The 25,553-nt window shown below is 66.1% G+C and carries 30 protein-coding genes and 1 pseudogene; 27 read left to right on the forward strand and 4 right to left on the reverse strand.

What is annotated here, in order from left to right; genetic code table 11:
- Positions 1 to 248 precede the first annotated feature (248 nt).
- From WC815_04835 to WC815_04890, 12 genes and pseudogenes are all read left to right on the forward strand, one after another.
- Positions 249 to 716, forward strand: coding sequence for an NADH-quinone oxidoreductase subunit A (locus WC815_04835; GenBank protein MFA5908085.1), 468 nt, complete (start codon positions 249 to 251; stop codon positions 714 to 716).
- Entirely contained in the window at positions 700 to 1,194 is a 495-nt protein-coding gene (gene nuoB / locus WC815_04840; GenBank protein ID MFA5908086.1) for an NADH-quinone oxidoreductase subunit NuoB, read from the forward strand. Before WC815_04835 ends, nuoB begins: the two co-directional genes overlap by 17 nt.
- The gene (locus WC815_04845) at positions 1,191 to 1,754 is read left to right on the forward strand and encodes an NADH-quinone oxidoreductase subunit C (GenBank protein MFA5908087.1); all 564 of its coding nucleotides are present in this window, start codon (positions 1,191 to 1,193) and stop codon (positions 1,752 to 1,754) included. Before nuoB ends, WC815_04845 begins: the two co-directional genes overlap by 4 nt.
- Complete coding sequence (locus WC815_04850) at positions 1,751 to 2,329, forward strand: D-sedoheptulose 7-phosphate isomerase (GenBank protein MFA5908088.1); 579 nt, start codon at positions 1,751 to 1,753, stop codon at positions 2,327 to 2,329. The genes WC815_04845 and WC815_04850 overlap by 4 nt, the downstream gene beginning before the upstream one ends.
- Positions 2,322 to 3,509 carry an NADH dehydrogenase (quinone) subunit D gene (gene nuoD, locus WC815_04855; protein MFA5908089.1) on the forward strand — a complete coding sequence of 396 codons (1,188 nt, stop codon included), beginning with the start codon at positions 2,322 to 2,324 and terminating at the stop codon, positions 3,507 to 3,509. Before WC815_04850 ends, nuoD begins: the two co-directional genes overlap by 8 nt.
- On the forward strand, positions 3,506 to 5,467 hold the full coding sequence (gene nuoF / locus WC815_04860; protein ID MFA5908090.1) for an NADH-quinone oxidoreductase subunit NuoF: 1,962 nt from the start codon (positions 3,506 to 3,508) through the stop codon (positions 5,465 to 5,467). The genes nuoD and nuoF overlap by 4 nt, the downstream gene beginning before the upstream one ends.
- Positions 5,468 to 5,567: 100 nt before the next feature.
- Positions 5,568 to 6,517 (forward strand): annotated as a pseudogene (gene nuoH, locus WC815_04865) (NADH-quinone oxidoreductase subunit NuoH).
- Entirely contained in the window at positions 6,507 to 7,034 is a 528-nt protein-coding gene (locus WC815_04870) for an NADH-quinone oxidoreductase subunit J (GenBank protein ID MFA5908091.1), read from the forward strand. Before nuoH ends, WC815_04870 begins: the two are co-directional and overlap by 11 nt.
- Positions 7,035 to 7,036: 2 nt before the next feature.
- Complete coding sequence (gene nuoK / locus WC815_04875; protein ID MFA5908092.1) at positions 7,037 to 7,336, forward strand: NADH-quinone oxidoreductase subunit NuoK; 300 nt, start codon at positions 7,037 to 7,039, stop codon at positions 7,334 to 7,336.
- Positions 7,337 to 7,409: 73 nt separating this feature from the next.
- Positions 7,410 to 9,461, forward strand: a complete 2,052-nt coding sequence (gene nuoL / locus WC815_04880; protein MFA5908093.1) for an NADH-quinone oxidoreductase subunit L — start codon at positions 7,410 to 7,412, stop codon at positions 9,459 to 9,461.
- 6 nt (positions 9,462 to 9,467) lie between these two features.
- Complete coding sequence (locus WC815_04885; GenBank protein ID MFA5908094.1) at positions 9,468 to 11,072, forward strand: NADH-quinone oxidoreductase subunit M; 1,605 nt, start codon at positions 9,468 to 9,470, stop codon at positions 11,070 to 11,072.
- Positions 11,069 to 12,508, forward strand: coding sequence for an NADH-quinone oxidoreductase subunit N (locus tag WC815_04890; protein ID MFA5908095.1), 1,440 nt, complete (start codon positions 11,069 to 11,071; stop codon positions 12,506 to 12,508). The genes WC815_04885 and WC815_04890 overlap by 4 nt, the downstream gene beginning before the upstream one ends.
- Before the next feature lie 150 nt (positions 12,509 to 12,658).
- On the opposite strand, the gene selA is transcribed toward WC815_04890, so the two are convergent.
- Complete coding sequence (gene selA / locus WC815_04895) at positions 12,659 to 14,017, reverse strand: L-seryl-tRNA(Sec) selenium transferase (GenBank protein ID MFA5908096.1); 1,359 nt, start codon at positions 14,015 to 14,017, stop codon at positions 12,659 to 12,661.
- A 29-nt stretch (positions 14,018 to 14,046) separates the two neighbouring features.
- On the opposite strand from selA, the gene WC815_04900 reads away from it, so the two are divergent.
- Complete coding sequence (locus WC815_04900) at positions 14,047 to 14,454, forward strand: hypothetical protein (protein ID MFA5908097.1); 408 nt, start codon at positions 14,047 to 14,049, stop codon at positions 14,452 to 14,454.
- A 9-nt stretch (positions 14,455 to 14,463) separates the two neighbouring features.
- Complete coding sequence (locus tag WC815_04905; GenBank protein MFA5908098.1) at positions 14,464 to 15,069, forward strand: hypothetical protein; 606 nt, start codon at positions 14,464 to 14,466, stop codon at positions 15,067 to 15,069.
- 58 nt (positions 15,070 to 15,127) lie between these two features.
- Here the strand turns inward: WC815_04905 and WC815_04910 are convergent, their stop codons facing one another.
- Positions 15,128 to 15,334 (reverse strand): cold-shock protein, encoded by a 207-nt coding sequence (locus WC815_04910; GenBank protein MFA5908099.1) that lies wholly within the window; start codon positions 15,332 to 15,334, stop codon positions 15,128 to 15,130.
- A gap of 229 nt (positions 15,335 to 15,563) precedes the next feature.
- Between WC815_04910 and purH the strand changes: the two genes are divergently transcribed.
- Positions 15,564 to 17,177 (forward strand): bifunctional phosphoribosylaminoimidazolecarboxamide formyltransferase/IMP cyclohydrolase, encoded by a 1,614-nt coding sequence (gene purH / locus WC815_04915; protein MFA5908100.1) that lies wholly within the window; start codon positions 15,564 to 15,566, stop codon positions 17,175 to 17,177.
- A 40-nt stretch (positions 17,178 to 17,217) separates the two neighbouring features.
- On the opposite strand, the gene WC815_04920 is transcribed toward purH, so the two are convergent.
- Positions 17,218 to 17,541, reverse strand: a complete 324-nt coding sequence (locus WC815_04920; protein MFA5908101.1) for a hypothetical protein — start codon at positions 17,539 to 17,541, stop codon at positions 17,218 to 17,220.
- Positions 17,542 to 17,698: 157 nt separating this feature from the next.
- Between WC815_04920 and WC815_04925 the strand changes: the two genes are divergently transcribed.
- The 9 genes from WC815_04925 to WC815_04965 all read left to right on the forward strand — a co-directional run bounded on the left by WC815_04925 (position 17,699) and on the right by WC815_04965 (position 23,240).
- Positions 17,699 to 18,679, forward strand: coding sequence for an integron integrase (locus WC815_04925; GenBank protein MFA5908102.1), 981 nt, complete (start codon positions 17,699 to 17,701; stop codon positions 18,677 to 18,679).
- 373 nt (positions 18,680 to 19,052) lie between these two features.
- Complete coding sequence (locus WC815_04930; GenBank protein MFA5908103.1) at positions 19,053 to 19,250, forward strand: hypothetical protein; 198 nt, start codon at positions 19,053 to 19,055, stop codon at positions 19,248 to 19,250.
- Complete coding sequence (locus WC815_04935) at positions 19,226 to 19,546, forward strand: type II toxin-antitoxin system RelE/ParE family toxin (protein MFA5908104.1); 321 nt, start codon at positions 19,226 to 19,228, stop codon at positions 19,544 to 19,546. The genes WC815_04930 and WC815_04935 overlap by 25 nt, the downstream gene beginning before the upstream one ends.
- Positions 19,547 to 19,704: 158 nt before the next feature.
- A complete protein-coding gene (locus WC815_04940) occupies positions 19,705 to 20,016 on the forward strand; it encodes a DUF3024 domain-containing protein (protein ID MFA5908105.1) in 312 nt (103 codons plus the stop codon).
- A 20-nt stretch (positions 20,017 to 20,036) separates the two neighbouring features.
- Positions 20,037 to 20,300 carry a DUF6429 family protein gene (locus WC815_04945; protein ID MFA5908106.1) on the forward strand — a complete coding sequence of 88 codons (264 nt, stop codon included), beginning with the start codon at positions 20,037 to 20,039 and terminating at the stop codon, positions 20,298 to 20,300.
- 49 nt (positions 20,301 to 20,349) lie between these two features.
- The gene (locus WC815_04950) at positions 20,350 to 20,484 is read left to right on the forward strand and encodes a hypothetical protein (protein ID MFA5908107.1); all 135 of its coding nucleotides are present in this window, start codon (positions 20,350 to 20,352) and stop codon (positions 20,482 to 20,484) included.
- A 31-nt stretch (positions 20,485 to 20,515) separates the two neighbouring features.
- Positions 20,516 to 21,052 carry a cupin domain-containing protein gene (locus WC815_04955; protein ID MFA5908108.1) on the forward strand — a complete coding sequence of 179 codons (537 nt, stop codon included), beginning with the start codon at positions 20,516 to 20,518 and terminating at the stop codon, positions 21,050 to 21,052.
- Positions 21,053 to 21,777: 725 nt separating this feature from the next.
- Positions 21,778 to 22,713, forward strand: coding sequence for a creatininase family protein (locus WC815_04960; GenBank protein ID MFA5908109.1), 936 nt, complete (start codon positions 21,778 to 21,780; stop codon positions 22,711 to 22,713).
- An 80-nt stretch (positions 22,714 to 22,793) separates the two neighbouring features.
- Complete coding sequence (locus WC815_04965) at positions 22,794 to 23,240, forward strand: hypothetical protein (GenBank protein ID MFA5908110.1); 447 nt, start codon at positions 22,794 to 22,796, stop codon at positions 23,238 to 23,240.
- Positions 23,241 to 23,242: 2 nt separating this feature from the next.
- Here the strand turns inward: WC815_04965 and WC815_04970 are convergent, their stop codons facing one another.
- Positions 23,243 to 23,575 (reverse strand): hypothetical protein, encoded by a 333-nt coding sequence (locus tag WC815_04970; protein MFA5908111.1) that lies wholly within the window; start codon positions 23,573 to 23,575, stop codon positions 23,243 to 23,245.
- Positions 23,576 to 23,726: 151 nt separating this feature from the next.
- Here WC815_04970 and WC815_04975 point away from each other — a divergent pair, with 151 nt between their 5' ends.
- From WC815_04975 to WC815_04985, 3 genes are read left to right on the forward strand one after another with little or no spacing between them, the layout of a single operon-like run.
- Positions 23,727 to 24,056, forward strand: coding sequence for a DHCW motif cupin fold protein (locus tag WC815_04975; protein ID MFA5908112.1), 330 nt, complete (start codon positions 23,727 to 23,729; stop codon positions 24,054 to 24,056).
- Positions 24,057 to 24,062: 6 nt separating this feature from the next.
- Positions 24,063 to 24,338 (forward strand): DUF1905 domain-containing protein, encoded by a 276-nt coding sequence (locus WC815_04980; protein MFA5908113.1) that lies wholly within the window; start codon positions 24,063 to 24,065, stop codon positions 24,336 to 24,338.
- Between the two features lie 38 nt (positions 24,339 to 24,376).
- Complete coding sequence (locus WC815_04985) at positions 24,377 to 25,525, forward strand: alpha/beta fold hydrolase (GenBank protein ID MFA5908114.1); 1,149 nt, start codon at positions 24,377 to 24,379, stop codon at positions 25,523 to 25,525.
- The last annotated feature ends 28 nt before the right edge of the window (positions 25,526 to 25,553 follow it).

Below are 25,553 nucleotides of genomic sequence, written 5' to 3' on the forward strand. Positions count from 1 at the left end.
GACGACCCACCCGGCTCGGCGCGACCAGATCGGGCAGGCGGTGGCGGAAATCGAACGCCGTCTCGCCGACTTCGCGAAGAAGAAAAAGTAACGGCGCTCGCCGTTGCTTCGCGGCATCCCGGAGCCCGGTCGCGCAGGCGATCGGCGAGCCGGGCCGGGTGTGCCTACAGCGGCCGCCCAGGCCGCCCGCCTATCCCGGTGCGAATGTATTCCGTGTGATATCCTTCACAAGCACGCCGAAATCCTGAGTGCGTGACATAACTTCTTCAGAGCGCGAGATCATGGACGGCTGGGGCGGAATCCTACTACTGGGTGTCATCGGAGTCGGCTTCGGCATCGTCTCCGTGGTGCTGTCGTACTTCCTTGGCCCGCGCAATCCCACTCCCGAGAAGCTGGCGGCCTACGAATGCGGCATGCCGCCGGTCGGCGACGCCCGCGAACGGCAGTCGGTCAAGTTCTACCTTGTCGCGATGATCTTCCTGCTGTTCGACATCGAAGTCGCATTCCTCTATCCCTGGGCGCTCGCGATGCGCCAGTTGTCGTGGCCCGGCCTCATTCAGATCACGGTCTTCTTCCTGATCCTGGTCGTCGGCTACATCTATATCTGGCGCAAGGGCGTGCTCAACTGGGGCCCCGAATACGACCCCGATTACAGGCACGCGCCCAAACCCGGCCCCGCCGTGGTGAAGAGATACCGTTATGGGACTCGAAACTGATTACGAAATCCCGGTCCTGACGACGTCCGCTGAATTCATGATTCAGTGGGCGCGCCGCTCGGCCATCTGGCCGGTGGCGTTCGGTCTGGCCTGCTGTGCGATCGAGATGATGGCGACGGGCGCCAGCCGCTACGACCTGGCGCGCTTTGGCGCCGAAGTGTTCCGCGGCTCGCCCCGGCAGGCAGACCTGATGATCATTGCCGGCCGCCTGTCGCGCAAGATGGCGCCGGCGATGCGCCGCATTTACGACCAGATGCCCGAGCCGAAGTGGGTGATCTCGATGGGCGCCTGCGCGTCGTGCGGCGGCGTGTTCGACAACTACGCCATCGTCCAGGGTTCCGACCAGGTCGTGCCGGTTGACGTGTTCATTCCCGGCTGCCCGCCGCGTCCCGAGGCGCTGATCTACGGCATCGTGCAGCTGCAGAAGAAGATCGCCGCCTCGAAGCTCGATCAGACCCCGAAGGTCCGCATCGCATGACCGCCGACGAACTGATCGCCGCGATCGCGCCCGCGATTCCCGGGGCGAGGCTCGAAGCGCTGGCCTCGGCGGACGCCGCCGTGACGCCGACGATCGGGGTGCCGCGCGAGTTCATCGTCCAGGCGTGCCGCGCCTTGCAGGGCCCGGGCCTCGAGTTCGTCGCGTTCTCCGACGTCACCGCGGTCGACTTTCATCCCAACCGCCTGCCGCGCTTCGATCTTGTCTATCACCTGGTGTCGCCGCACCGCCGCGCGCGCGTCCGCTTGAAGGTGCAGATCAACGCGCAGGAAGCGGTCGCGACGCTGACGTTGCTCTACCCGGGCGCCGGCTGGCCCGAGCGCGAGCTCTACGACCTGTTTGGCATCGTGTTCGACGGTCACGCCGATCTGCGCCGGTTGATGATGCCCGATGATTGGGACGGCCATCCGCTGCGCAAGGACTACCCCGTGCAGCTGCGGAAGGACGCGCAGACCTACATGCCGCTGCAGGTCACGCAGGAAGAGTTCCAGGCGAACATGGAGCGCGATCGGTTCCAGCGCACCGCTGCCAAGCCGAAATGACGAGCGCGGCGCGCAGTGGCCGGGCGGCGGCGACGCTGCGCGAGGCCGCGCGGGCACATGAACGGGCGGCGCAGGACGTTGGCGGATTGACCCGGGCCGCCGAGGCGATGGTGACGGCGCTCGGGCAGGGGCGGAAGATTCTGGTGTTCGGCAACGGCGGCAGTGCGGCCGATGCCCAGCACTTCGTCGCCGAGTTGGTGGGACGGTACCGGGTTGAGCGTCGGGCGTGGCCGGCGATCGCGCTCTCGACGGATACCAGCATCCTGACCGCGCTCGGCAACGACTACGGGTTCGATCGGGTGTTCGCGCGGCAGGTCGAGGCGCATGGCGCGGCCGGCGATATCGCGCTGGGGATTACCACCAGCGGGAATTCACCCAACGTGCTGCGCGGGCTCGAGACGGCGAACGAACGCGGGCTGGTCACCATCGCCCTGACCGGGCGGGGAGGCGAGGCCGGCCGGCTGGCCCGGATCCAGCTCGCGGTGGATGACGACCGGACGCCGAGAATTCAGGAGGTGCACATCACGATGTTGCACATCCTTTGCGAGTGGGTTGAGGACGAGCTGAATGGCTGACGTACGCACCGAGACGATGACGGTCAACATGGGGCCGCAACATCCCAGCACGCACGGCGTGCTGCGGCTGGTGCTGGAGCTCGATGGTGAGACCGTGGTGTCGGTGTCGCCGACCGTCGGCTACCTGCACACCGGCATCGAGAAGACCTGCGAGCAGAAGAAGTGGCAGCAGGTGATCCCGCTGGTCGAGCGCATGGATTACCTCGGCGCCCAGTCCAACAGCCTGGCGTTCTGCCTGTCGGTCGAGAAGATGCTCGGCCTCGACGAGCAGATGCCGGCGCGGGTCAATGCGATCCGCGTGATGATCGCCGAACTGCAGCGCCTCAGCAGCCACCTGGTCTGGTTCGGTACGCACGCCATGGAGATCGGCGCGATCACCGGCCTGCTCCACGCGCTGCGCGAGCGCGAGATCATCATGAACCTGAACGAGATGCTCGGCGGCTTCAGGTTCTTCCCCAGCTACATCCGGGTGGGCGGCCTGAAAGAAGACATCCCGCGTGGCTACAAGGAAGCGGTCAAGGCGTTCCTCGATCGGCTGCCGGGCAAGATCGATGAATACGAAACGCTGATCACGAAGAACCCGATCTGGCTGGACCGCACGCGCGGCGTCGGCGTGATCAGCTACGACGACTGCTGCCGGTGGGGGCTCTTCGGCCCGATCGCCCGCGCCGCCGGCGGCGACTACGACGTGCGCCGGGCGTTTCCCTACTGTGATTACGACACCTACGAGTTCGACGTGATTGGCGCCTCGAACGGCGACGTCTACGATCGCTACCTCACCCGCATGGCCGAGATGCGCGAAAGCGTCAAGATCTGCAACCAGGCCCTCGAGCGCATCGACCCGGTCGGGGCGTGGGCGTGCGACGACAAGCGCGTCGTGCCGCCGCCCAAGGACCAGGTCTACACCGAGATGGAAGCGCTGATTCAGCACTTCCTGATTTACTCGCAGGGCTTCAAGGTGCCGGCGGGCGATGCCTACGTCCCGGTCGAAGGCCCGCGCGGCGAGCATGGCTGTTACGTGGTGTCGGACGGCACCAACCGGCCGTGGCGGGTGCACATGCGCGCGCCCGGACTGTTTGCCTGCCAGGCCCTGCACAAGTTCGTCGTCGGCGGCATGATCGCGGACGTGATTGCCGTGATCGGCTCGCTTGACGTCGTGATGGGAGACGTCGATCGATGAGCTTTCATCCGACGATGCCGTACGGCACGGAGGGTTGGCATCGCTCGATGCGGGCCACGCTGCCGGAGGGCCCGGAGTTCGCGTACCGCGCCGAGGCGCGCGCGAAGTTCGAGGAGTTTGCCGCGCATTACGCGCCCGAGCATCGCAAGTCGGCGACGCTGCACGCGCTGTACCTGGCGCAGGAGCAGCAGGGCTACATCAGCAACAACGTGACCCGGCACGTGGCCCAGGTGATTGGCTGCACCACCGCCGAGGTCGAGGACGTCGTCTCCTATTACGTGATGTTCCACCGCAACCCAGTGGGCAAGTACGTGCTGCAGGTCTGCACCACGTTGTCGTGCGCGCTGGCCGGCGCCGAGCGCGTGGTTGAAGAGCTCGAACACAAGCTTGGCATCAAGGCCGGCCAGACCGACCCGACCGGCATGTTCACCATCCAGCAGATGGAATGCCTCGGCGCCTGCGATCGCGCGCCGGTGATGATGGTGAACAACGACCACTGGCATGAACACCTCGCGCCCGAGTCGGCCGGCGCCCTGATCGACCAGATGAAGACCGAGGGCCTCAAGGCGCTTGGCGGTTGCCACCTCGCCATCGAGGGCCGTCCCGAAAGCGAGTGGCGGGGCAAGACCACGACGCCGGTGAAGCCGAAGGCGGTGCCCGACTACGAACCCGTGCTGACGAAGTACGCGTTCACGCCGGGTGGTGCGGAGTTCGATCACTACGTCAAGAACCAGGCGGGCTACGAAGGGCTGAAGAAGGCCCTCGGCATGACGCCCGACGCCGTGATTGAAGACGTCAAGAAATCAGGCCTGCGCGGCCGCGGCGGCGCCGGCTTCCCGACCGGCCTCAAGTGGCAGTTCGTCGACAAGAAGTCGCCCAAGCCGAAGTTCATCGTCTGCAACGCCGACGAGAGCGAGCCGGGCACCTTCAAGGACCACCTGCTGATGGAGCGCAACCCCCACCTGCTGGTGGAAGGCTGCCTGATTGGCTGCTACGCCATTGGTTCGAAGGCGGCGTACATCTACATCCGCGGCGAGTTCTACCATTTGTTCCCCGCCATGCAGAAGGCGATCGACGATGCGCGCCAGGCGGGCTACGTCGGCAAGAACATCATGGGCTCGGGCTTCGACTGCGAGGTCTACCTGCACCGCGGCGCCGGCGCCTACGAGGCCGGTGAAGAAACCGCGCTGCTCGAATCGCTTGAAGGCAAGCGCGCGCAGCCGCGCTTCAAGCCGCCCTTCCCCGCGGTGGAGGGCGCCTGGGGGTGCCCCACGGCGGTTAACAACGTGGAGACGCTGTGCAACGTGCCGCTGGTGATGACCCGCGGCGCCGAGTGGTTTGCCGCCCTCGGCCCCGAGAAGAACGGCGGCCCGAAGCTGTTCTGCGTGAGCGGCGCCGTCAGGCGCCCCGGCGTGTTCGAAGCGCCGATGAAAGTCACGCTCAGGGAACTGATTTTCGACTACGCCGGCGGCCCGCTCGACGGCCACACGTTGAAGGCCGTGATCCCGGGCGGTTCGTCGGTGCCGATCCTGCTGCCCGATCAGATCGACATCCCGGCGAGCTTTGACGACGTCCAGAGGGCGGGATCGCTGCTCGGTTCGGCGGCGATCATGGCGCTCGATGAGACCACCGACATGGTGTGGCTGGCCGACAACCTGCTGCACTTCTATCGCCACGAGTCGTGCGGCAAGTGCACGCCGTGCCGCGAAGGCACCGACTGGCTGTATCGCATCCTGCACCGCATGATGAACGGCCAGGCCACGGAAAAGGACATCGCGCTGCTCGGCAGCGTGGCTAATCAGATCAACGGCAAGACGCTGTGCGCCTTCGGCGATGCGGCCGCGACGCCGGTGCTGACGACCCTCAAGTTGTTCAAGCCAGAGTTCGAGGCGTATGTGAAGGGCACGCAGCCCAAGCCGGCCGCGTATCGCGCGCACACCAAGGCGGAGGCGCACTAACGTGGCCGACATCATCGCCTGGGTCACGTCGCCGACCTTCATCGCCTACGCCACGCTGGTTGGCGTGGTGTTCATGGCGCTGCAGATTTCGGCGGCCGTGATGGTCTACGCCGAGCGCAAGGTCGCGGCGTTCATGCAGCAGCGCATGGGTCCGACGCTGGTCGGTCCCAAGGGCCTGCTGCAGCCGATTGCCGACATCGTCAAGCTGTTCTTCAAGGAAGAGCTGCGGCCGAAGGCGGCGGACGCCTTCCTGTTCTCGCTGGCGCCCATCATCTCGGTGACCACCGCCTTCCTGGCGTTCGCGCCGGTGCCGTTCGGCGCGCCCACCACCTTCTTCGGCCTGCTCGACGAGCCGATGGCGCTGATGATCTCGGACGTCAACGTCGCGGTGCTGGTGATCTTCGCCGTCGCCTCGATGGGTGTCTACGGCATCGTGCTGGCCGGGTGGGCGAGAACTCGAAGTACTCGCTGCTGGGCGGCCTGCGCAGCTCGGCGCAGATGATCAGCTACGAGCTGGCCTACGGCATGTCGCTGGCCACGGTGGTGATGTTCGCCGGCTCGATGTCGCTGCGGGAGATCGTCGGCGGGCAGCAGGGCTACTGGTTCGGCTTCATCCCGCAGTGGAACATCTTCCTCCAGCCGATCGCGTTTTTCGTGTTCGCGTGCGCCGGCATTGCCGAGACCAACCGCGCGCCGTTCGACTTCCCCGAGGCCGAGCAGGAGCTGGTGGCCGGCTATCACACCGAGTACAGCTCGATGCGCTTCGCCATGTTCTTCATGGCCGAATACATCAACATGGTCACGGTCTCGGCGGTCGCGGTCAACCTGTTCCTGGGCGGCTGGCATGGCCCGTTCATCCCGGCTGAGTACGGCTGGATCTGGTTCCTGATCAAGCTGGCGTTCCTGTTGTTCTGTTACCTGTGGCTGCGCTGGACGCTGCCGCGCTTCCGGTACGACCAGTTGATGTCGTTCGGGTGGAAGGTGCTGCTGCCGTTGGCCACGGTCAACCTGCTTCTCTCAGCCGCGGGGGTGCTCTACTTTGGCCTCTGACGCGCTGCTCTTTTACCTGTTCGCCGGCGCCGCGGTGCTCGGCGCGCTGCTGGTCGTCTCCCAGAGGAACCCGGTCTACAGCGTGCTGGCGCTGATCGGGTCGTTCTTCGGGCTGTCGGGCCTGTACGTGCTGCTCGAGGCCCCGTTCGTGGCGGTGGTGCAGATCATCATCTACGCCGGCGCCATCATGGTGCTGTTCCTGTTCGTGGTGATGTTACTCAACGTGCCGCGCGAAGACACCTCGGAGTGGGACCGGTCGCATCCGCTCTACCGCCCGCTGGCGGTGCGCGTGGGCGGCGCCCTGGCGCTGCTGCTGGCGCTCGAACTGGGCTGGGCCCTGTCGCGCACGGCGGGGCTGGGCGGCGGCGTCGCCGAGGCGCACCCGGCGGTGGCGTCGGTCGCCGAGCTGGGCCGCGTCCTGTTCACCGACTACATGTTTGCGTTTGAAGTGACGTCGATCCTGATCATCGTGGCGATGGTCGGCGCCGTCGTCCTCGCCAAGAAGAGGGAGGACTGACCATGTCAATCGGCCACTATCTCGTGCTCTCGGGCCTGCTGTTCTCGATTGGCGCCGCCGGCGTCTTCCTGCGCCGCAACCTGATTACGCTGCTGCTGTCGGTGGAAATCATGCTGAACGCGGTCAACCTGGCGTTTGTGGCCTTCGGCCGCCAGCTGGGCACCGTGGACGGCCAGATCATCACCTTCTTCGTGATGACGGTGGCCGCCGCCGAGGCGGCGGTGGGCCTGGCCCTGGTGATTGGCCTGTTCCGCCACCGCGAAACGCTCAACCCTGAAGCCTTCACGTCGTTGAAATGGTGAACACAGATGGGGACACCAGGGCCGCAGATGACACAGATGACGCCGATTACGTTGGGAGCCGAGGGATAACGACGTGCTAGCTCTCATTCCATTGCTGCCGTTTGCCGGCTTCCTCGTCAACGCGACGATGGGGCGGCGGCTGCCCAAGGCGGTGACCGGCGGGCTGGCGTCCGCCGTCATGGTGCTGTCGTTCCTGATTGCCGCCATGCAGGTGTGGGCGCTGGCCGGCATGCCGCCGGAATCGCGCCAGATCAACCAGACCCTGTTCACCTGGATCACGGCCGGCGATTTCACGCTCGACCTGGCGCTGCGCCTCGACGCGCTGTCGGCGGTGATGATTCTCGTGATCACCGGCATCGGCTCGCTGATTCACATCTACTCGATCTCCTACATGCACGAGGAAACCGACGCCGAATACGGCCGGTTCTTCTCGTACCTGAACCTGTTCTGCTTCTTCATGCTGATGCTGGTGCTCGGCTCGAACGTCCTGGTGATGTTCGTGGGCTGGGAGGGCGTGGGCCTGTGCTCCTACCTGCTGATTGGCTTCTACTACCAGAAGAAGTCGGCGTCGGACGCGGCCAACAAGGCGTTCATCGTCAACCGCGTCGGCGACTTCGCGTTCATTCTGGGCGCGCTGCTGATGGTGGTGACGTTCAACTCGCTGGACTTCACGACCATCGCGCTGGCGGCGAAGGAACTGCCGCCCGAGGCGACCTTCGGCACGCTGTCGCTGATCACGCTGCTGCTGTTCATCGGCGCCACCGGCAAGTCGGCGCAGATTCCGCTGTATGTGTGGCTGCCCGACGCGATGGAAGGCCCGACCCCGGTGTCGGCCCTCATCCACGCCGCCACCATGGTCACCGCCGGCGTCTATATGATCGGCCGCAACGCCGTGCTGTTCGAGCACGCGCCGATCACCCTGACCGTGGTCGCCGTGGTCGGCGCCGCCACCGCGCTGTTTGCCGGCACCATCGGCCTGGTGCAGAACGACATCAAGCGCGTGCTGGCGTATTCGACGGTGTCGCAGCTGGGCTACATGTTCCTGGCGATGGGCGTCGGCGCGTTCGGCGCCGGCATCTTCCACCTGATGACCCACGCCTTCTTCAAGGCCTGCCTGTTCCTCGGCTCGGGCGCGGTGATTCACGCGCTGCACGGCGAGCAGGACATCCGCAGGATGGGCGGCCTCAAGAAGCACATCCCGATCACCTACTGGACGTTCGTGATTGCGGCGCTGGCCATCGCCGGCATTCCGTTCCTGTCAGGGTTCTTCTCGAAAGACGAGATCCTGTTCGAGACGTTCCTGCACGGCCACCAGATCCTGTGGGGCGTGGGCGCGCTGACGTCGCTGCTGACCGCCACCTACATGTTCCGCCTGGTCCACCTGACCTTCCACGGCGAGGAGCGGTTCGCCTCGGCCGGCCATGGCCACGACGATCCCGGCCACGCCGATCACGGTCACGCGCACGACGCCCATGCCGCCCCGGCGCATGGCATGCACCTGCACGACGCGCCCGCGCCGATGGCGTTCGCGCTGATCGTGCTGGCGGTCGGCTCGATCCTCGCCGGCTACGTCGGCGTGCCGCACGCGCTCGGCGGCCACAACAACCTTGACGCCTGGCTCGAGCCGGCATTCCAGGCCACCAACTGCGGCCAGCCGGTCACCACCGGCGAGCTGGCGGGCATGGCCATCGAGAATTGCCTGCCCGGCGAGGAAGCCGGCGCCGAAGGCGACCACACCGGCCTCGAGCTGTCGCTGATGGGGGTGTCGTCACTGATCGCCTTTGCCGGCATCGGGCTGGCGACGTTCCTGTGGCTGAAGCGCAAGGACATCCCGGCGCAGATGGCCACCCAGTTTTCGGGAGTCCACAAGCTGTTGCTGAACAAGTACTACGTGGATGAAATCTACGACGCGACCATCGTGCAGCCGATCAAGGTGGTGTCGCAGGAGGGCCTGTGGCGCGGCTTCGACGTCAAGGTCGTGGACGGCGCCGTCAACGGCGCCGGTTACTTCGTGAGCGGGGTGAGCATCGTGCTCCGCCTGCTGCAGAACGGGTCGGTTAAGACCTATGCGGCATCCATCTTTGCAGGCGCGGTCGCCATCCTCGCCTTCTACCTCTGGAGATAGCGCGACGTGAACGGGTTGCCCCTACTCTCCATCGCCATCCTGCTCCCCGTCATCGGGGCGGCCCTGCTGTTGTTGGTGTCGAACCGCGACGGCTCGAACAACGGGCTGGTCCGCAACCTGACGCTGGGCATCTCGCTGGTGACGTTTGCGGTCACGCTGCTGTTGTGGGCGGGCTTCGACCCGTCGGCGGCCGCGCCGGCGTTCCAGTTCGTCGAGCGCCATGCCTGGATCCCGGCCTTCGGCATCGACTACTACGTCGGCATCGACGGCCTCAGCCTGATGCTGCTGGTGCTGACCGGCTTCCTGACGCCGCTGGCGCTGCTGACCTCGTGGGAAAGCGTCGGGAAGCACGTCAAGGAATTCTCGATCTTCATGCTGCTGCTCGAGGCGTCGATGATCGGCGTGTTCAGCGCGCTCGACGTCTTCCTGTTCTACATCTTCTGGGACTTCGTCCTGATCCCGATGTATTTCCTGATCGGCATCTGGGGCTACGACCAGCGCATCTACGCCGCGGTCAAGTTCATGCTCTACACCATGGCCGGCAGCGTGCTGATGCTGGTGGCGATCATCGGCCTGTCGTGGCTGCACCAGTCGATGACCGGGGAATACAGCTTCGACCTGCTCAAGCTGTATGAGCTGCAGATTCCGGAAGGCACGCAGTACTGGATGTTCCTGGCCTTCACCATCGCGTTCATCATCAAGGTGCCGCTGTTCCCGTTCCACACGTGGCTGCCCGACGCCCACGTCCAGGCGCCGACGCCCGGCTCGGTGATCCTGGCCGGCGTCATGCTGAAGATGGGCGGCTACGGCCTGATCCGCTTCGCGTTCCCGCTGTTCCCGGAGGCGGCGCTCTACTTCGCGCCGCTGCTGGCGACGCTGTCGGTGATTGCCATCGTCTATGGCGCGCTGGTGGCGATGGTGCAGCCGGACCTGAAGAAGCTGGTGGCCTACTCCTCGGTGAGCCACATGGGCTTCGTCGTGCTCGGCATTGCCGCGTTCAACATGCAAGGGCTCCAGGGCGCCTCCTACCAGATGCTGGCGCACGGCGTCAGCACCGGCGGCCTGTTCTGCGTCGTCGGCATGCTGTCGGACCGTCGGCACACGCGCCTGATCAGCGAGTTCGGCGGCCTCAAGTCGGTGATGCCGAGGCTGACGGCGGTGATGCTGATCCTAACGCTGTCGTCGATCGGCCTGCCCGGCATGAACGGGTTCATCGGCGAGTTCCTGATCATGCTCGGCGCCTTCAAGTGGGACCCGCGCTTCGTGGTGATCGCCGCGCTCGGCGTGATCCTGTCGGCGGTCTACATGCTGTGGATGTTCCAGCGGGTGTTCTACGGCAAGGTCACCAACGACCACAACAAGAACCTGGCGGACCTGTCGTTCCGCGAGTGGGCGATTATCGGCCCGCTGGCGGCGGTCGCCATCGCCATGGGCGTGGTGCCGAACGTGTTCCTGAAACCGATGGAACCGGCAATTCAGCGCCTCGTCGATCGCGTGCAAGCGCACCAGCCGCTGACGGTGGCGAACCCTCCTGAACCGGTCAGAACCCTTCCGAACCTTTCTGAACCCCTCGGAACCGTTCAGAACACGTCGGTGGCGGTGAAGCAATGATCAGTTCCTCCTTCGACGCCATCATCCCGATTCTGTGCGTGGCCCTGGCCGGCCTGGTGGTCCTGCTGGCGGAAGCGTTCCGCGGGCGCGACGAGAAGATGCCGATTGGCGGGCTCGCCATCATCGGCCTGATCGGCGCCGGCGCGGCCTCGATCCTGTTGTGGAACCGCAACGCCACCAGCTTCGGCGTGGTGACGGCCGACAACTTCTCGCTGTTCGTGAACCTGGTGCTGGTGGTTGTCGGCATCCTGACGGTGATGTTCTCGTCGCAGACCATCGACCGCGACCGGCTGCCGGCCGGCGAGTACTACGCCATCATGCTGTTCGCCATCGTCGGCATGATGCTGATGGGGCAGGCCACCGACCTGCTGGTGATCTTCCTGGCGCTCGAAACCATGTCGCTTGCCGTCTACGTGCTGACCGGCATCCGGCGCGAGCAGCAGCAGAGCACCGAAGCGGCGTTCAAGTACTTCCTGCTGGGCGCGTTCGCCAGCGCCTTCTTCCTCTACGGCGTGGCGTTCCTCTACGGCGTCACCGGCAGCACCAACCTCGATCGCATCGGCACCGTGATTGCCGCCCAGTCGATGAGCGGCAACCCGATGATCCTGCTGGGCGTCGGGATGTTGATCGTCGGCTTCGCCTTCAAGGTGGCGGCGGTGCCGTTCCACATGTGGTCGCCCGACGCCTACGAAGGCGCGCCGGCGGTGGTGACCGGCTTCATGTCCACGGGCGTGAAGGCGGCGGCGGTGGCGGCGTTCGTGCGCGTGTTCCTGTCGGCGCTCGAGCCGATGATTGCCGACTGGGCGCCGGTGCTGTGGGTGATTGCGGCGGCGACGATGATCCTCGGCACGGTGGTCGGCGTGGCGCAGACCAGCCTCAAGCGCATGCTGGCGTATTCGAGCATCGCGCACGGCGGTTACATCCTGGCGGGCCTGGTCGCCGGCAACGACGTCGGCAAGGCCGCCATCCTGTTCTACCTGGCCGCCTACGCCGTGACCAACCTCGGCGCCTTCGGCGTCATCGCGCTGCTGGGCACGCGCGAGCGCGCCAACGACGACCTGCGCGACTACGCCGGCCTGTTCCACAGCCACCCGGCCCTGGCCACGCTGATGACGTTCTTCCTGCTGTCGCTGGGCGGCTTCCCGCCGACCGCGGGTTTCATCGCCAAGTGGTACGTGTTCAGCGCCGCGATTGGCTCCGGCTACTACGGGCTCGCCATCATCGGCGTGCTGTCGAGCGTGGTCTCGGTGTTCTTCTACCTGCGCATCGTGGTGATGATGTACATGACCGAGCGCGATGCGCGCCCGGTGCCGCCGCCGATCACCAACGTGGCGTATGCCGGCCTGATCCTGTCGCTGATCGGCGTGCTCTACCTCGGCGTGCTGCCGTCGGCCATCATCGACTTCGCTCAGGCGTCAATCAGCACCATCTTCTGAGGGGACTGACCCCGAGCAGGCGATGCCGAGGGGTCTGTCCCCTCCGCAGCGCTGCGATGGGGTCAGACCCCGCGACGAATCCCACTCGGGGTCAGACCCCGCGGCTCTCTCTACGAAGGGGTCAGACCCCTCGGCACATCCCACTCGGGGTCAGACCCCTAGCAAGTCGGCCAGTAATTCGTCCTGCTCCGGCAACACCGTCCGCAGATCCAGCACCACCCGGTCGTCCTCGATGCGCGCCACGACGGGCGGATCCAGCGTGCGGAGCCAGGCCTCTGTCGCGTCCGCCGATTGTCCCTCTCGCGCGATCGACAGCAGCACGGTCGGCAGGCCCAGCCCGGGCGCGCTGCCGCCGCCCACCGCCGACGATCCGCTCGTCAATGCGGTCCGCCAGCCGCTCGAGGTGAGCAGCTCACCGAGCGCTATCGCGCGGGCCTCGATCTCATCCGCCGTCACGTGCAGCATCCGCTGGACCGGCACGGTCGCCGTGGCGCGTCCGGCGACATACTCCGCGAGCGTGGCTTCCAGGATGGCAAAGGTGATCTTGTCGGCGCGCAGGGCGCGCATCAGCGGGTGGGTGCGCAGCCGATCGACCAGCGCGCGCGAGCCGGCGATGATGCCGGCCTGCGGACCGCCAAGCAGCTTGTCGCCGCTGAAGCAGACCAGGTCCACGCCGGCGGCGAGCGAGGCCTGCACCGAGGGCTCACCGGCGAGGTCGTCCAGCAGGCAGCCGCTGCCGATGTCTTCGACCACCGGCACGCCCACGGCCCGCCCCGCCTGCACGAGGCCGGCGAGCGCCGGGCGCTCGGTGAAGCCCTCGATCCGGAAGTTCGAGGGATGCACGCGCAGGAACAGCGCGGTAGCCGCCGAGACCACGGCGGTGTAGTCGTTGACCCGCGTGCGGTTGGTGGTGCCCACTTCGCGCAGCGTCGCCCCGGATTGCCGCATCACGTCGGGCACGCGGAAGCCGCCGCCGATCTCCACCAGCTCGCCGCGCGAGATCACCACCTCGCGTCCGGCGGCCAGGCCGGTGAGGATCAGCAGAATCGCGGCGGCGTTGTTATTGACCACCACCGCGGCTTCGGCGCCGGTCAAGGCGGTGATGAGCGACTCGGCGTGCACGGTGCGGGAGCCGCGCGTCCCGTCAGCCAGGTCGTATTCGAGGTTGGAGTATCCCCCGGCGATGGCCGTCGCCCGCGCGAGCGCGGCTGGCGCAATGGGCGCCCGCCCCAGGTTGGTGTGGATCACCACGCCGGTCGCGTTGATGACCGGCCGCAACGACCCGCGCGCGCCGGACGCCAGCGCCTCGTGCGCGCCGCGCTCGATGATGGCGGCGGCGGTGTCGGCGTCGGCCGGCCCCGTTCCGGCGGCGATGGCCTCGCGCAGCCGCCCGGCCCCGGCCCGCAGCGCGTTCACCGTGGCGTCGGCGCCGTACGCGGCCTCGAGCGCTCGGACCTCGTCTCGCTGGCGGAGGATATCGATTGAGGGAATGACCCGGAAGTCTCGCACCAGGGAAATATAGTACGATTCCCCTTCCGATGACGCAGCGAACGCACCGTCCGGCCGAGAAGTTCTGGCCGTACGTCGAGAAGCCGGAAGAGCCCACGGCCGAGGAGCTGGCCGCGCTCGATCCAGTTCTCCATATCACCCTGTTCGGGCCGCGCGACCTGCCGTTTTCGGTCACGCTCGTCTTCCCGCCCTTCGAGGGCCCCAATTACGACCCGGCCGTCGCAAAGGCCCGCGCGTCGGCTGAGTATCTCGAGACCGGGGAGGGCGCCAACCGCCGGCATCGCGCCCGGTTCTTTTCCGGCGATGCGCTGAGCCTCAGGGATCTCTTCGAGCTGATCGGGCCGGTGCCCGGCTGCGAGGTGTTGATCGACGACCGGCCCATCCCGTATTCACGGGAGCTGTGGCTGCCACTGATCTGGTTCCTGCTTCTCGACTAGCCCCAGCACGTGGCGTCTCCCAAGTCTGATTTCGATCGCGAGATGCAGCTGCTCGACGCCGAGATCCGGCGGCTCGAAGCGGAATACAACATGTTCTTCGCCGGCCGCCTGCCGCGCCTGCCCTGGGAGACGCGGACCAAGGTCGAAGCGCTGGTCAAGAAACACGATCGGTCGTTCATCCGCAACACCGCCGACCGGTTCCGCTTCGAGACGATGCAGAACCGCTACGCCAAGTTCTGCGAGTTGTGGGAGCGGCAGCTTAGCCAGATGGAAGGCGGACGGCCCAGGCGGGGCGCGAAGCCGCCCCCCGAGCCCCGCCGGGCCGAGAAGGCCGAACCGGCCCAGGCGGCCGCCGACGGCGAGCGGGTGGTCAGGTTCTCGAGTGGACGCGACCTCGCCGCCGACGCCGAGCGGGTGAAGGACCTCTACGAGAAGCTGGCCGCGGTGAAACAGGCGGCTGGCGAGGCGACCGTGCCGATTGAGCGCGTCGCCGCGCTGGTCAAGGCACAGGTCGAGAAGTACGCGGCCGAGGGCAGCGAGGTGGCGTTCCGGGTGGCCTTGAAAGACGGGAAAGTGTCGCTGACGGTGAGGCCGGTAAAAGCGGGGGAGGACTGAACCTTACGGGGAAACGATGCCGGGAGGGAGCCCGGCACCGTTCCTGGTCAATGCGGTACTAGGCGGCGCGGGTCACGTTGCCGGCCTGGGGACCCTTGGGTCCGTCGACGATTTCGAACTCAACCGGCTGACCCTCTTCGAGAGAGCGGAAGCCAGCGCCCTGAATCGCCGAGTAGTGCACGAACACATCGCTGCCGCCTTCGCGCTCGATGAAGCCGTAACCCTTGGCGTTATTGAACCACTTGACCTTGCCTGTAATACGCATCGTTCTGTTCCTGTCTTGCAGGTGGCCGAAGCCACCGTAGTGATCGACCCCTGTCTCACTTGTGGATGAGCTAGGGGAAACAAAAAAAGGCCGCAACGTGCGGCCTTTCTGGTCCGCATAAATGGACTGCGGGGATGATACTGGGCCGTTACATTTGGTGTCAAATGGCAATCGGGCCAGATACCGATGTGTTTTCATGTTTTATTCGTTTCATTGGGGGCTGAGGTCGATGCGCCGTGCGATTTTGAGTGTTTCTGACAAGAGTGGGCTGGTGCCGTTCGGGCGGGCGCTGGCGGAACGTGGCTTCGAGCTGGTGTCCACCGGGGGCACCGCCAAGGCGCTGGCCGACGCCGGCCTGCCGGTGGTCAACGTGAGCGACGTCACCGGCTTTCCCGAGATGATGGATGGCCGCGTCAAGACGCTCCATCCAAAGATTCACGGCGGCATCCTGGCGCGCCGGCACCATCCCGAAGACCTCCAGCTGGCCGCGGAACATGGCATCGGCCTGGTGGACCTGGTCGTGGTCAACCTCTATCCCTTCGTCGAGACCGCGGCGAAGCCCGGCATCCACTTCGACGACCTGATCGAGCAGATCGACATCGGCGGCCCGAGCCTGGTGCGCGCGGCGGCCAAGAATTTCCGCGACGTGCTGATCGTGGTGTCGCCGAAGGATTACGACGAGGTGATCGCCGAGCTCGATCGTGCCGGCGGGCCGTCGGTGGAGTTCCGGTTCGACCTGGCGCGGCGCGCGTTCGCGCACACCGGCAGCTACGACACCGCCATTGCCGGCACGCTCGATGAGGTCAGCGTGCACGGTGAGCAGTTCGCGCGGGGGCCTGCTGCCGGAGGGCCCGCTCCGGCCGCCGCGTTCGCGCCGGATGAGTTGACCGTGTCCGCGCACAAGCTGCGCGACCTCCGCTACGGTGAGAACCCGCACCAGCCGGCGGCGTGGTACGCGCTCGAGCCGGCGTCGGGCCTCGGCGCGCCCGCCGTGCTGCAGGGCAAGGAGCTCTCGTTCACCAACCTCCTCGACCTCGACGCCGCCGCCCGCATCGTGCTCGAGTTCGACGAGCCGGCGGCCGCGGTGATCAAGCACACCAATCCCTGCGGCGTGGCGACGGGCGCCAACGCCGCGGAGGCCTACGTCCGCGCCCGCGAAGCCGATCCGCTGGCCGCGTTCGGCGGCATCATCGGCCTCAACCGGCCGATCGATGAAGCGACCGCGAGGGCCATTGTCTCCACCTTCATCGAAGCCGTGGTGGCGCCGTCGGTGGATGAGGCGGCGAAGCCGATTCTCGCCACCAAGGCGAACCTGCGGGTGCTGGAGGCCGACTTCACGACCCTTGGTGGGAGCGAGTATCGATCCATTCTCGGCGCCCTGCTCGTGCAGCAGCGCGACCAGGTGCTCGAAGCGCACATGCCGTGGCCGTCGGAGGTGTTGAAGGTCGTGACCAGGCGCCAGCCCACCGCTGAAGAGTGGCAGGCGCTGCGCTTTGCCTGGCGGGTGATGGCGCACGTGAAGTCGAACACCGTGATCTTCACCGATGCCGTCCGCACGCTCGCGATCGGCGCCGGCCAGATGAGCCGCGTCGATGCGGTCAAGGTGGCGACCATGAAGGCCGCGGGATGGAAGTCCAGCGATGTGGCGATGATTCTCAAGGGATCGGTGGCCGCGTCGGATGCGTTCTTCCCGTTCCGGGATGGTCTTGACGCCGTTGCCGCCGCCGGCGCCACCGCGGTGGTGCAGCCTGGCGGATCGGTGAAGGATGCGGAAGTCATCGCGGCCGCCGACGAGCACGGGCTGGCGATGGTGTTCACGGGACGCCGGCACTTCAGGCACTAGCACCGTTTGAGGCGTGGGGCCTGCGGCTCGAGGGTCAGGGCTACGCCCAGTCGTCTTCGTCGAGGACGTGGCGGTCGGCGAGCTTGAGGTCGTGGGCGCGGACGAAGCCGATCTTCTTCGTGCGTGCGTCGGAGCGCAGGACCCACGCGATGTCTTCCAAGTCGTAGAGGGAGGGCAGCGACCGATCTGAATAGCCGGTACAGGAAGCGACCGAAAAGCGGATTTCGTCGCGAACGAGCCGCTTGCCGCACGAGATGATTTCGTCGGTCAGGCGGGCTCCGCGGATGATCGTGGCCGAGCGGCAGGTCGAGCAGAGCGAGGCGTGTCCGTCTGAAACGGTGCCTCCGTGAATCTTCAAGCGCATGTCGAAGCCCTCCTAGGCTAGCTGGTTCATTTGGACCTCCCTTCAGGACGGTGTCGGATGTGTGTCATGGCGACGACGTTGCCATCGTCGTCGACGGCTTGTCAAGTCGTCTTGCACCTCGCGCGCGACGATGGCATCGTCGTCGTGGGGTGATGTGATGGCGCACGAGGTTGTCGCGGGCAAGCCGCGGTTGTTGGAGCGCGTGAGCGAGGCGATTCGGGCGCGTCACTACAGCCGCCGGACGGAGGAGGCTTATGTCTTCTGGATCAAGAGATTCATTCTGTTTCACCACAAGAGGCACCCGTCCGAGATGGGGGCGCCCGAGGTGTCTGCGTTCCTTGGGTGGCTGGCGACAGACCGAAAGGTTGCGGCCTCCACGCAGAATCAGGCGCTGAGCGCCGTGCTGTTCATGTATCGAGATGTGTTGCGGATCGAGCTGGGTCATATCGAGCAGGTCCCACGGGCGCGGGTTCCTGGGCGGGTGCCGGTGGTGCTGGGCCCGCAGGAGCTGCGGTTGGTGTTGGGTTGCCTGACGGGCGTACCGCGGCTGGTGGCGACGCTGCTATATGGCGCTGGCCTCAGGCTGCAGGAGTGCCTCGAACTGCGGGTCAAAGACATCGACTTCGAGCGTGGGGAAGTGACGGTCCGTCGTGGCAAGGGGCAGAAGGACCGGCGGGTCATGCTGCCTCAGGCCGCGCGGAAGGATCTGAGAGAGCATCTCGACGGTGTTCGCCGGCAGCATCACGCCGATCTTGCCGCCGGCCTGGGTCGGGTCGTGCTGCCCGAGGCGCTGGCGCGGAAGTTCCCGGGCGCACCCACGGAGTGGCGTTGGCAGTTCGTGTTTCCGGCCGGGCGCATTTGTCGTGACGTGCGATGGGGTGCGCCGTCGCGGTACCACATTCACGAGTCGGTGATTCAGCGGGCGGTGACGGCGGCGGCGAGGCTGGCTGGCGTGACCAAGCGGGTTGGCTGTCACACGTTTCGGCATTCGTTTGCCACCCACCTGCTCGAGGCGGGCTACGACATCCGGACGGTGCAGGAGTTGCCGGGGCACGCGGATGTCAGCACGACGATGATGTACACGCACGTGCTGAATCGCGGTGGCCTGGGCGTGCGCAGCCCGCTTGATCGGCTGTGATGCCGTTCGCTGCAAGGAATCCGCTGGCTAAACCCGATCACGCTTGCGCCGGCGGTCGGTAACGAACGGCCCGTCAACGACTTCGCTCGAAATCGGTCAGGGCGCGTGCCGCGGTTAGCTGCGAAGTCATCGCAGCCAATCGAGTCTTTGCGGCCATTCCCGGGAATACCACGGAGGGATGGCGTGCTAAGACTATCCCCCGCAGTGAGATAGAAAGGGTATGGCATTCAGAACGACTTGCGTTAGGCTGCGAGAGTACGCCAGCGGTCTACTGCAAGACTAGTTAGCCTGACTGAGCGAAGACCTCGACAATTCGACTTTTGATCTCCGGGATCTACAGGCGTAGACTGGGGTTACCTTTAGGTCCGACCCAATGACTACCAAAGACGCCGTTCGCGCGCTGCTCGATCGCTTACCGGAGAACTGCAGCCTGGACGACGTTCAATATCACCTCTACGTGCTCCAGGCCCTGGCTCGTGGCGAAGCCGATATCGCGGATGGCCGTGCGGTGCCGCACGAACAAGTTGAAGCCGAGATGCGTCGCAAGTGGCTCCTCGGGAACGTCGGGTAATCTGGGCCGAGTCGGCGCAACTTGCGCTCGACGAAGTAGTCGCGTACATCGCGGGCGATTCGCGCGAGAACGCTCTTCGAGTGCTTGAGAGCGCGCTCGAAGCAGCCAAGCATCTCTCGACATTGGCCGAGCGCGGCCGCGTGGTCCCTGAATTGAAGGACCCGGCCATTAGGGAAGTGTTCGTATTCCGCTATCGCCTGATGTACCACGTTGCGCCCGATCGCGTGGAAGTGAGGGCGTTTGTGCACGGTGCCCGTGACTTCGCTGATCTTCGGCGCAATCAAGATGCTCCATAGCATCTTGCGACGCAGGCTAACACCGGCCTGGAGCCGACGGCGGTTGGTGGTGTTACATTCTCAGCCGCGTCTGGGCCGCCGCGGCTCAGGCCGAGTACGTTAGACCGCGCAATGAACACCGAGCACGAATGCCGATTCCTAAACTTGAACAAGCGAGAGTGAACCGGCTTCTCGACGCGTTCTGCGAGAAGGTGCCGGTCGCGATCCGACATGAGCTGTCCTACGGCTACCGCGTCGAGCGCACCACCGTGCTGCTCCTCGAGCGCCGACCACATTTCCGTGACTCGTCGCGGAACACAGAGCTGACCATCGCGAAGTTCGTGTACAGTCCGAAGGTCGGTGGTTGGTCGCTCCGGTGGTCCGATCGCAACTCCAAGTGGCATCAGTACGATGGCTTCGAGAACCGGCCGCACTTCCGCGATCTCCTTCGCGAGGTCGAAGCCGATCCGACTGGCATTTTCTTTGGTTAGCCGAATGATGGGAGCTTCTCATGCCTCTCCCCGATACTGTTGACGAACAGAAACTCGCCGAAGCAGCGCTGGCCATTCTCGGCCTGACCGCGCATCGATTCCACACCCAGACTCGAGCCTGGAAGGGCATGGACTGGGACCTGTTGGCGGTGTTGCACCAGCGGGGTTGGATCGAAGATCCCGTAGGCAAGGCCAAGTCGGTCGCGCTGACCGAAGAGGGCGAGCGGCTGACGCGCGAATTCCTCGATCGCCATTTCAGCCCGTCACCAAAGGCGCAGACGTGAGACCTAACCCGCGGCTGCACCCGACGGCTGGGGAACCTCCCAGCGCCCGGTGTATGAGGGTGCGCTGCGGCTCAGCGCGCAACGTCAGCCGGGCGGGTCGGTGAGAGATGCGGAAGTAATCGCGGCCGCCGACGAGCACGGGCTCGCGATGGTCTTCACGGGACGCCGGCACTTCCGCCACTGAGGCGGGACGGCGTTCGAGGTGTGGCGTGCATGTGATCGATCGTCGAGGCTTCCTCGCGCTCTCCGCCGGGTGGCCGTTGGCCTCCGCGGTGGGCGCGCAAACGCCCGCGGACCGCGGCGCCGTGCGCGTGGCGGCGGGCACCGACCGGCTGGGCGCCCCCAAGGGGCTGGGCATCAGCACCATCGACTTCAAGGTGACCGGCGCCGACAGCCACGGCGGCGTGCTGGTGATCGAGAACACCAACCGCGCCAAGGGCGGACCGGCGCGCCACCGGCACCTCGAGCAAGACGAGCTGTTCTATGTGATCGAGGGTGAGTATCAGGTGGAGGTGGGACGCGATCGTTTCACGCTCGCGCCTGGTGACTCGTTGCTGGCGCCGCGGCAGGTCCCGCACGTGTGGGCGTACACCGGCAGCGGCATGGGCCGGCTGCTGATCACGTTTACGCCGCCGGGCCGGATGGAAGCGTTCTTCCAGGCCGTGGCCAAGACCAACAACATGCCGCCGCAGGATCCCGCGTTCTGGCGGGCGCACGGCATGGAACTGCTCGGGCCGCCGCTGGCGGTGTGAGCGTCAGCGGTGCGGAGTGGAACAGTAGATTTTGGAAAGTCATGCCGAGCTGTCGTGATTTCTTGACGGCCTCGCTGTTCGCCCTCCTCGTTGTTCCAAGCGGCTTGGATGGTGAGGCACCGCAGAAGCAGCCGCCGGCGCCGAGGGCGGTGTCGGGTGAGGTTCGCGCCGCCTGCGATGCGGCATACGCCATTGCTTCGAAGACACCCGGCGTCTCGGTCCAGCGACGCACAGGAACCTTCCGCGACGAGACGATTCGCGAGCCGGTCTTCGGCTGCGGATTAGCGATGTCTGGTTCTTTCGCTCGGGCAAGGGCGAGTGGCGACGCGGCGGTGCGCCTGCGCCAGGACTTTCAGACTCGAGGGTGGCAGGAGATGGCGGCGTACAGCGCTGACGGCACGGACGGGACGTCGTTCGCGTTTCGCAAGGCGGGAGTGGCGTGTCTGGTTCGGGGTACGTGGGACGGCGGGGCCGCCGGCGACCCCAGGAGCCCCGCCGAGGATTGGTACAAGGTTGCGGTGTTTTGTGCGAGTCCAGAATTCCCGGAGAACAGGTCGTTGTGAGCGTACGGGTCACTCATGCTTGACCCGCTCGTCACTGCCGTAGGGATCGGTCTGCTTGGGTCCGTGGTGGCCGGCCCTGCGGTGGCATTCTCACCTCTGGCCGGATGGTTTAGACTCCCTTGTCGGACGGACACGACCAGCTCCACTTCGATAGGAGAATCCATGCGTCATTGGCTCGCTCTCGTAGTCGTCGTGACTGCGTGCATTCCGGCCCAGGCCGGCGCGCAGACCAACCCTCTGTGGTCCGAGCAGAAGGTCAAGAACTTCTTGCCCCACATGACCTCGCCGGAAGTGCGAGACCTCTTGAGTCGCACCGATATGGTGCTGATTCCCATGCCCGCCCTGGAGCAGCACGGCCTCCACGGACCCATCGGAACGGATTACTACTCCGGGATCGAGCAATCGAAGCTGATCGCGCAGCGGACGGACGTCCTGGTGGCGCCAGTTGTGTTTGCCGGCCAGTCGCCTTACCACCTGGAATTCCCAGGGAGCATTGCCCTGTCAGCGGGGACCCTCCAGCAGGTGTACTTCGAGGCGGCGCAGAGCCTGATCAATCAGGGATTCCGGCGCATCCTCTTGTTTGCCAGCCACGCCGGCAACCAGTACATCGCGAGTTACGTGGCGGATCGAATCAATCAGGAAACGCGCGCGGTTGCCGTGAACCTGGCCGATGGCGTCACCGCGATGCGTGACCAGCCGGTTGGCCGCCAATCGACGGCGAATCAGCCTGTGCCGTTCGACCGCCATGGCGGCGTGGGGGAAACCTCGGGTGCGCTGTATCTGTTTCCGACTCTCGTGCAGATGGACAAGGCAGAGCGGGCCACGTTGAGCGTGCCGCCGGCGCTGGCGTCGTTGCCACCACTGGTCGCGACCGGAGATCGCGCCGCGACGCTGGTGTTCCTGGCCGAAGCACTCAAGCCGAAAGCCACAGGGAAGGGAACGTCGACCGCTGAAATGTCAACAACCGGTGCGTGGAGTGAACGCGACCCCCGCGAGGCCACGGCGGAACAAGGCAAACGCGCGACCGATGCGTTCGTCGATGCGGCGGTCCGCTTCATTGATCGTTGGAAGCAATTGCGGCCGTTGCAGCGGCCATAGCGCCGCTCTGAAGCGGGCGCGCTGAATCACTACAAGCTGGCCGCGTTCGTCGAGGTGGGGCAGAAGGATTAGGTAATGGCATGACAGCGTCATCGCGACATCGCGGCGGTCACCGGCTGCTGCAGCTCGGCATCGCGCTCTTCCTGCTCGGCCTGCTCGTCGGCTTTGCGGTGCCGGCTCTAGCCAATCCGCGAATGGGCCTGGCGAGCCATCTTGAAGGGCTCATGAACGGGCTGTTCCTGATCGCGCTCGGCCTTATCTGGCCGCGGCTTGTTCTGTCTGACCGGCTCCTGTCGGCCACGTTCTGGCTCGCGTGCTACGGGACGTTCGCGAACTGGACGGCGACCTTGCTCGCCGCCGCGTGGGGGGCCGGAGCGATGATGCCGATCGCGGGGCAGGGACGGACCGGCACGACGTCGCAAGAGGGCGTCGTACAAGCGCTGTTGCTCTCCCTTGCGGTCGCGATGGTACTGGTGTGTGTCTTCGTCCTGGCCGGACTCAGGGGGGATGGCTCACGAGAGGCGTGAGCTCAGGCGGTGTCCTTTGAATCCTTCGCGGGCAAGCCCTTTGGGTGGGGACCCAGGTTGCGCGAGTCTTCGGCCGCCTGACGGGCGTGCTCCGCGTTCCGCCGGTTCTGTTCGGCCGTGTTCCGCGTCCCCTCCGCCTCGTCGCGCTGTCCCTCGGCCACCGCACGCTGCCCCTCGGCCACCGCACGCTGGCCCTCCGCCACGGCGCGCTGTTCCTCCGCCACGTCACGCTGGTGCCTGGCCACGGCGGTCAGTTCCTCGGCCAGCGCCCGCTGCTCTTCGGCGCGGTCAGGTTCGTTGGCAGGGCCGGCAGGTTTGATGGGGTCAGGAGCCATGGCCTTCGGGCCCAAGAATACCAGAACCCCGTGGCGTTGACGGCCCGTGGCCTTCATGCCATCGTTCCGGAACACGTTACGGTCGGACGCGGCAGCTGGCCGTCCCAGACTCGTCCACGGCCAGGCTCTTGGATCGGTGACTGGAGCACATATGCGGATGATTGATATCCCGTTCGGGACGACGGATTGGTCGCGGATCGAGCCGACGGAACACCTGGGCGACCAGGGCGTGGCGACCTGGCGAACGCAGCAGTTTGCCGGCATCCGCGTCCGGATGGTGGAGTACCCGCCCGGCTACGTCGCCAATCATTGGTGCGTGAAAGGTCACATCCTGCTGTGCCTCGAGGGCGAGCTGCACACCGAGCTCGAAGACGGCCGCCGCTTCACGCTTACCCCCGGCATGAGCTACCAGGTGGCGGATAGCGCGGAGCCACACCGATCCAGCACGGACGCCGGCGCCAAGTTGTTCATCGTCGACTGAATCGCGGTGACGGCAACGACCCGGCGCTTCAAGACGACGCTGCGCCGCATTCCCGGCAAGGGCGGATGGACGTATGTCAGCGTTCCCAGGAAGTTGACGCCGCCCATCACCCGCGCCTGGGCGCGCACGCCGGTCCACGCCTCGATCGACGGGATCGAGTGGGACACCAGCGTCTGGCGAGCCAAGACGGGCGAGGGCTTCCTGCCGGTGCCCAAGCGGATCCGCGGCGGCAAGGAAGAGGGCGCCCGGGTCACAATCGCGTTCTCGTTCGAGGACGACTAGTCTAGGGGGCTGTGAGAGAATCCGCCCCGAGGTATCCGATGAAGCTGCCCGCCCTCGTCGTCCTGATCGCATCGACCGCCGTGCTGACGGGTGTTGCCCAGCAACGGCCGGCCGGTACCGTCAAGTCCGCCGATCACTACGTGCGCGTGACCTCAACCGTGCCGTCCATTGCCGGGCAGATTGCCAACATCTACGTGCGCGAGCGCATGCCGGCCAGCGCCGTGGCACCGGCCGCCGATCGCGTGGTGCTGTTCGTCCACGGCGCCGGCACCCCGGCCGAGGTCGCCTTCGATCCGTCGGCGCCCGGTTACAGCTGGATGGCGTATCTCGCCGCCGCCGGCTTCGACGTGTTCGCCATGGACACCACCGGCTACGGCCGCTCGACGCGTCCGGCGGCGATGAACGATCCGTGCAACCTGTCGCCCGAGCAACAGAAGTTGTTGGTGCCGGCGCTGATGACGGCGCCGTGCGCGCCGGCGTATCCGCACCAGCTCACCAACATCGGCTCGGACTGGAACGACATCGACGGCGTCGTCGACTACATCCGCGCGCTGCGCAAGGTGGAGAAGGTCAGCCTCGTGGCGTGGTCGCTCGGCGGCCCGCGCGCCGGCGGCTATGCGGCGCAACATCCGGAGAAGGTGCGGTCGATGGTGCTGCTGGCGCCGGCGTATAACCGCACTGCCGATGCCGCGGCACCGCCGTTGCCGAGAGCCGGTGTCGCGTTCAACACGCAGTCGCGCGCCGAGTTCGTGGCCAACTGGGATCGCCAGGTCGGATGCACCGATCAGTTCGAGCCATCGGTGCGCGATGCCGTATGGGCCGACATGATTGCGTCGGATCCGGTGGGCGCGACCTGGTGGGCGGGTGTTCGCCGCGCTCCGGCGACGACCACGTGGGGCTGGAACACGGCGATGGCGGCGGCGACGAAGATTCCGGCGCTGATCATCGCCGGCGTCCACGACAAGCAGGTGACGCCCGAGCGCGTCCGGCCGCTCTACGACGACCTCGGCTCGAGCCAGAAGGTGCTGATCGACCTGGGTTGTTCGTCGCACAACGCGATGTGGGAGAAGAACCGGCTGCTGATGTTCCAGACGTCGCTCGACTGGCTGACCAGGGGCGCGGTGGGTGACGCCCGCACGGGCGTGATCCGCATGGGCTATCCGGCGACCACAGCTCCGCAAGACTGACGGGGCCGCAGCGCGGTGTCTCGGTGGC

The sequence above is a fragment of the Vicinamibacterales bacterium genome (assembly GCA_041659285.1).
Lineage (GTDB): Bacteria > Acidobacteriota > Vicinamibacteria > Vicinamibacterales > UBA2999 > 12-FULL-67-14b.

Bases quoted from the DNA above. Each gene is read 5' to 3' on its own strand.
- nuoD (MFA5908089.1), top strand. From the start codon at position 2,322: ATGGCTGACGTACGCACCGAGACGATGACGGTCAACATGGGGCCGCAA.
- WC815_04945 (MFA5908106.1), top strand. From the start codon at position 20,037: ATGCCTCTCCCCGATACTGTTGACGAACAGAAACTCGCCGAAGCAGCG.
- WC815_04960 (MFA5908109.1), top strand. From the start codon at position 21,778: ATGCGTCATTGGCTCGCTCTCGTAGTCGTCGTGACTGCGTGCATTCCG.
- WC815_04985 (MFA5908114.1), top strand. From the start codon at position 24,377: ATGAAGCTGCCCGCCCTCGTCGTCCTGATCGCATCGACCGCCGTGCTG.
- WC815_04910 (MFA5908099.1), bottom strand. From the start codon at position 15,334: ATGCGTATTACAGGCAAGGTCAAGTGGTTCAATAACGCCAAGGGTTAC.
- WC815_04970 (MFA5908111.1), bottom strand. From the start codon at position 23,575: ATGGCTCCTGACCCCATCAAACCTGCCGGCCCTGCCAACGAACCTGAC.
- nuoK (MFA5908092.1), top strand. From the start codon at position 7,037: ATGTCAATCGGCCACTATCTCGTGCTCTCGGGCCTGCTGTTCTCGATT.
- WC815_04890 (MFA5908095.1), top strand. From the start codon at position 11,069: ATGATCAGTTCCTCCTTCGACGCCATCATCCCGATTCTGTGCGTGGCC.
- WC815_04900 (MFA5908097.1), top strand. From the start codon at position 14,047: ATGACGCAGCGAACGCACCGTCCGGCCGAGAAGTTCTGGCCGTACGTC.
- nuoB (MFA5908086.1), top strand. From the start codon at position 700: ATGGGACTCGAAACTGATTACGAAATCCCGGTCCTGACGACGTCCGCT.
- WC815_04925 (MFA5908102.1), top strand. From the start codon at position 17,699: ATGGCGCACGAGGTTGTCGCGGGCAAGCCGCGGTTGTTGGAGCGCGTG.
- WC815_04930 (MFA5908103.1), top strand. From the start codon at position 19,053: ATGACTACCAAAGACGCCGTTCGCGCGCTGCTCGATCGCTTACCGGAG.
- nuoF (MFA5908090.1), top strand. From the start codon at position 3,506: ATGAGCTTTCATCCGACGATGCCGTACGGCACGGAGGGTTGGCATCGC.
- WC815_04845 (MFA5908087.1), top strand. From the start codon at position 1,191: ATGACCGCCGACGAACTGATCGCCGCGATCGCGCCCGCGATTCCCGGG.
- WC815_04920 (MFA5908101.1), bottom strand. From the start codon at position 17,541: ATGCGCTTGAAGATTCACGGAGGCACCGTTTCAGACGGACACGCCTCG.
- WC815_04850 (MFA5908088.1), top strand. From the start codon at position 1,751: ATGACGAGCGCGGCGCGCAGTGGCCGGGCGGCGGCGACGCTGCGCGAG.
- WC815_04965 (MFA5908110.1), top strand. From the start codon at position 22,794: ATGACAGCGTCATCGCGACATCGCGGCGGTCACCGGCTGCTGCAGCTC.
- WC815_04975 (MFA5908112.1), top strand. From the start codon at position 23,727: ATGCGGATGATTGATATCCCGTTCGGGACGACGGATTGGTCGCGGATC.
- purH (MFA5908100.1), top strand. From the start codon at position 15,564: ATGCGCCGTGCGATTTTGAGTGTTTCTGACAAGAGTGGGCTGGTGCCG.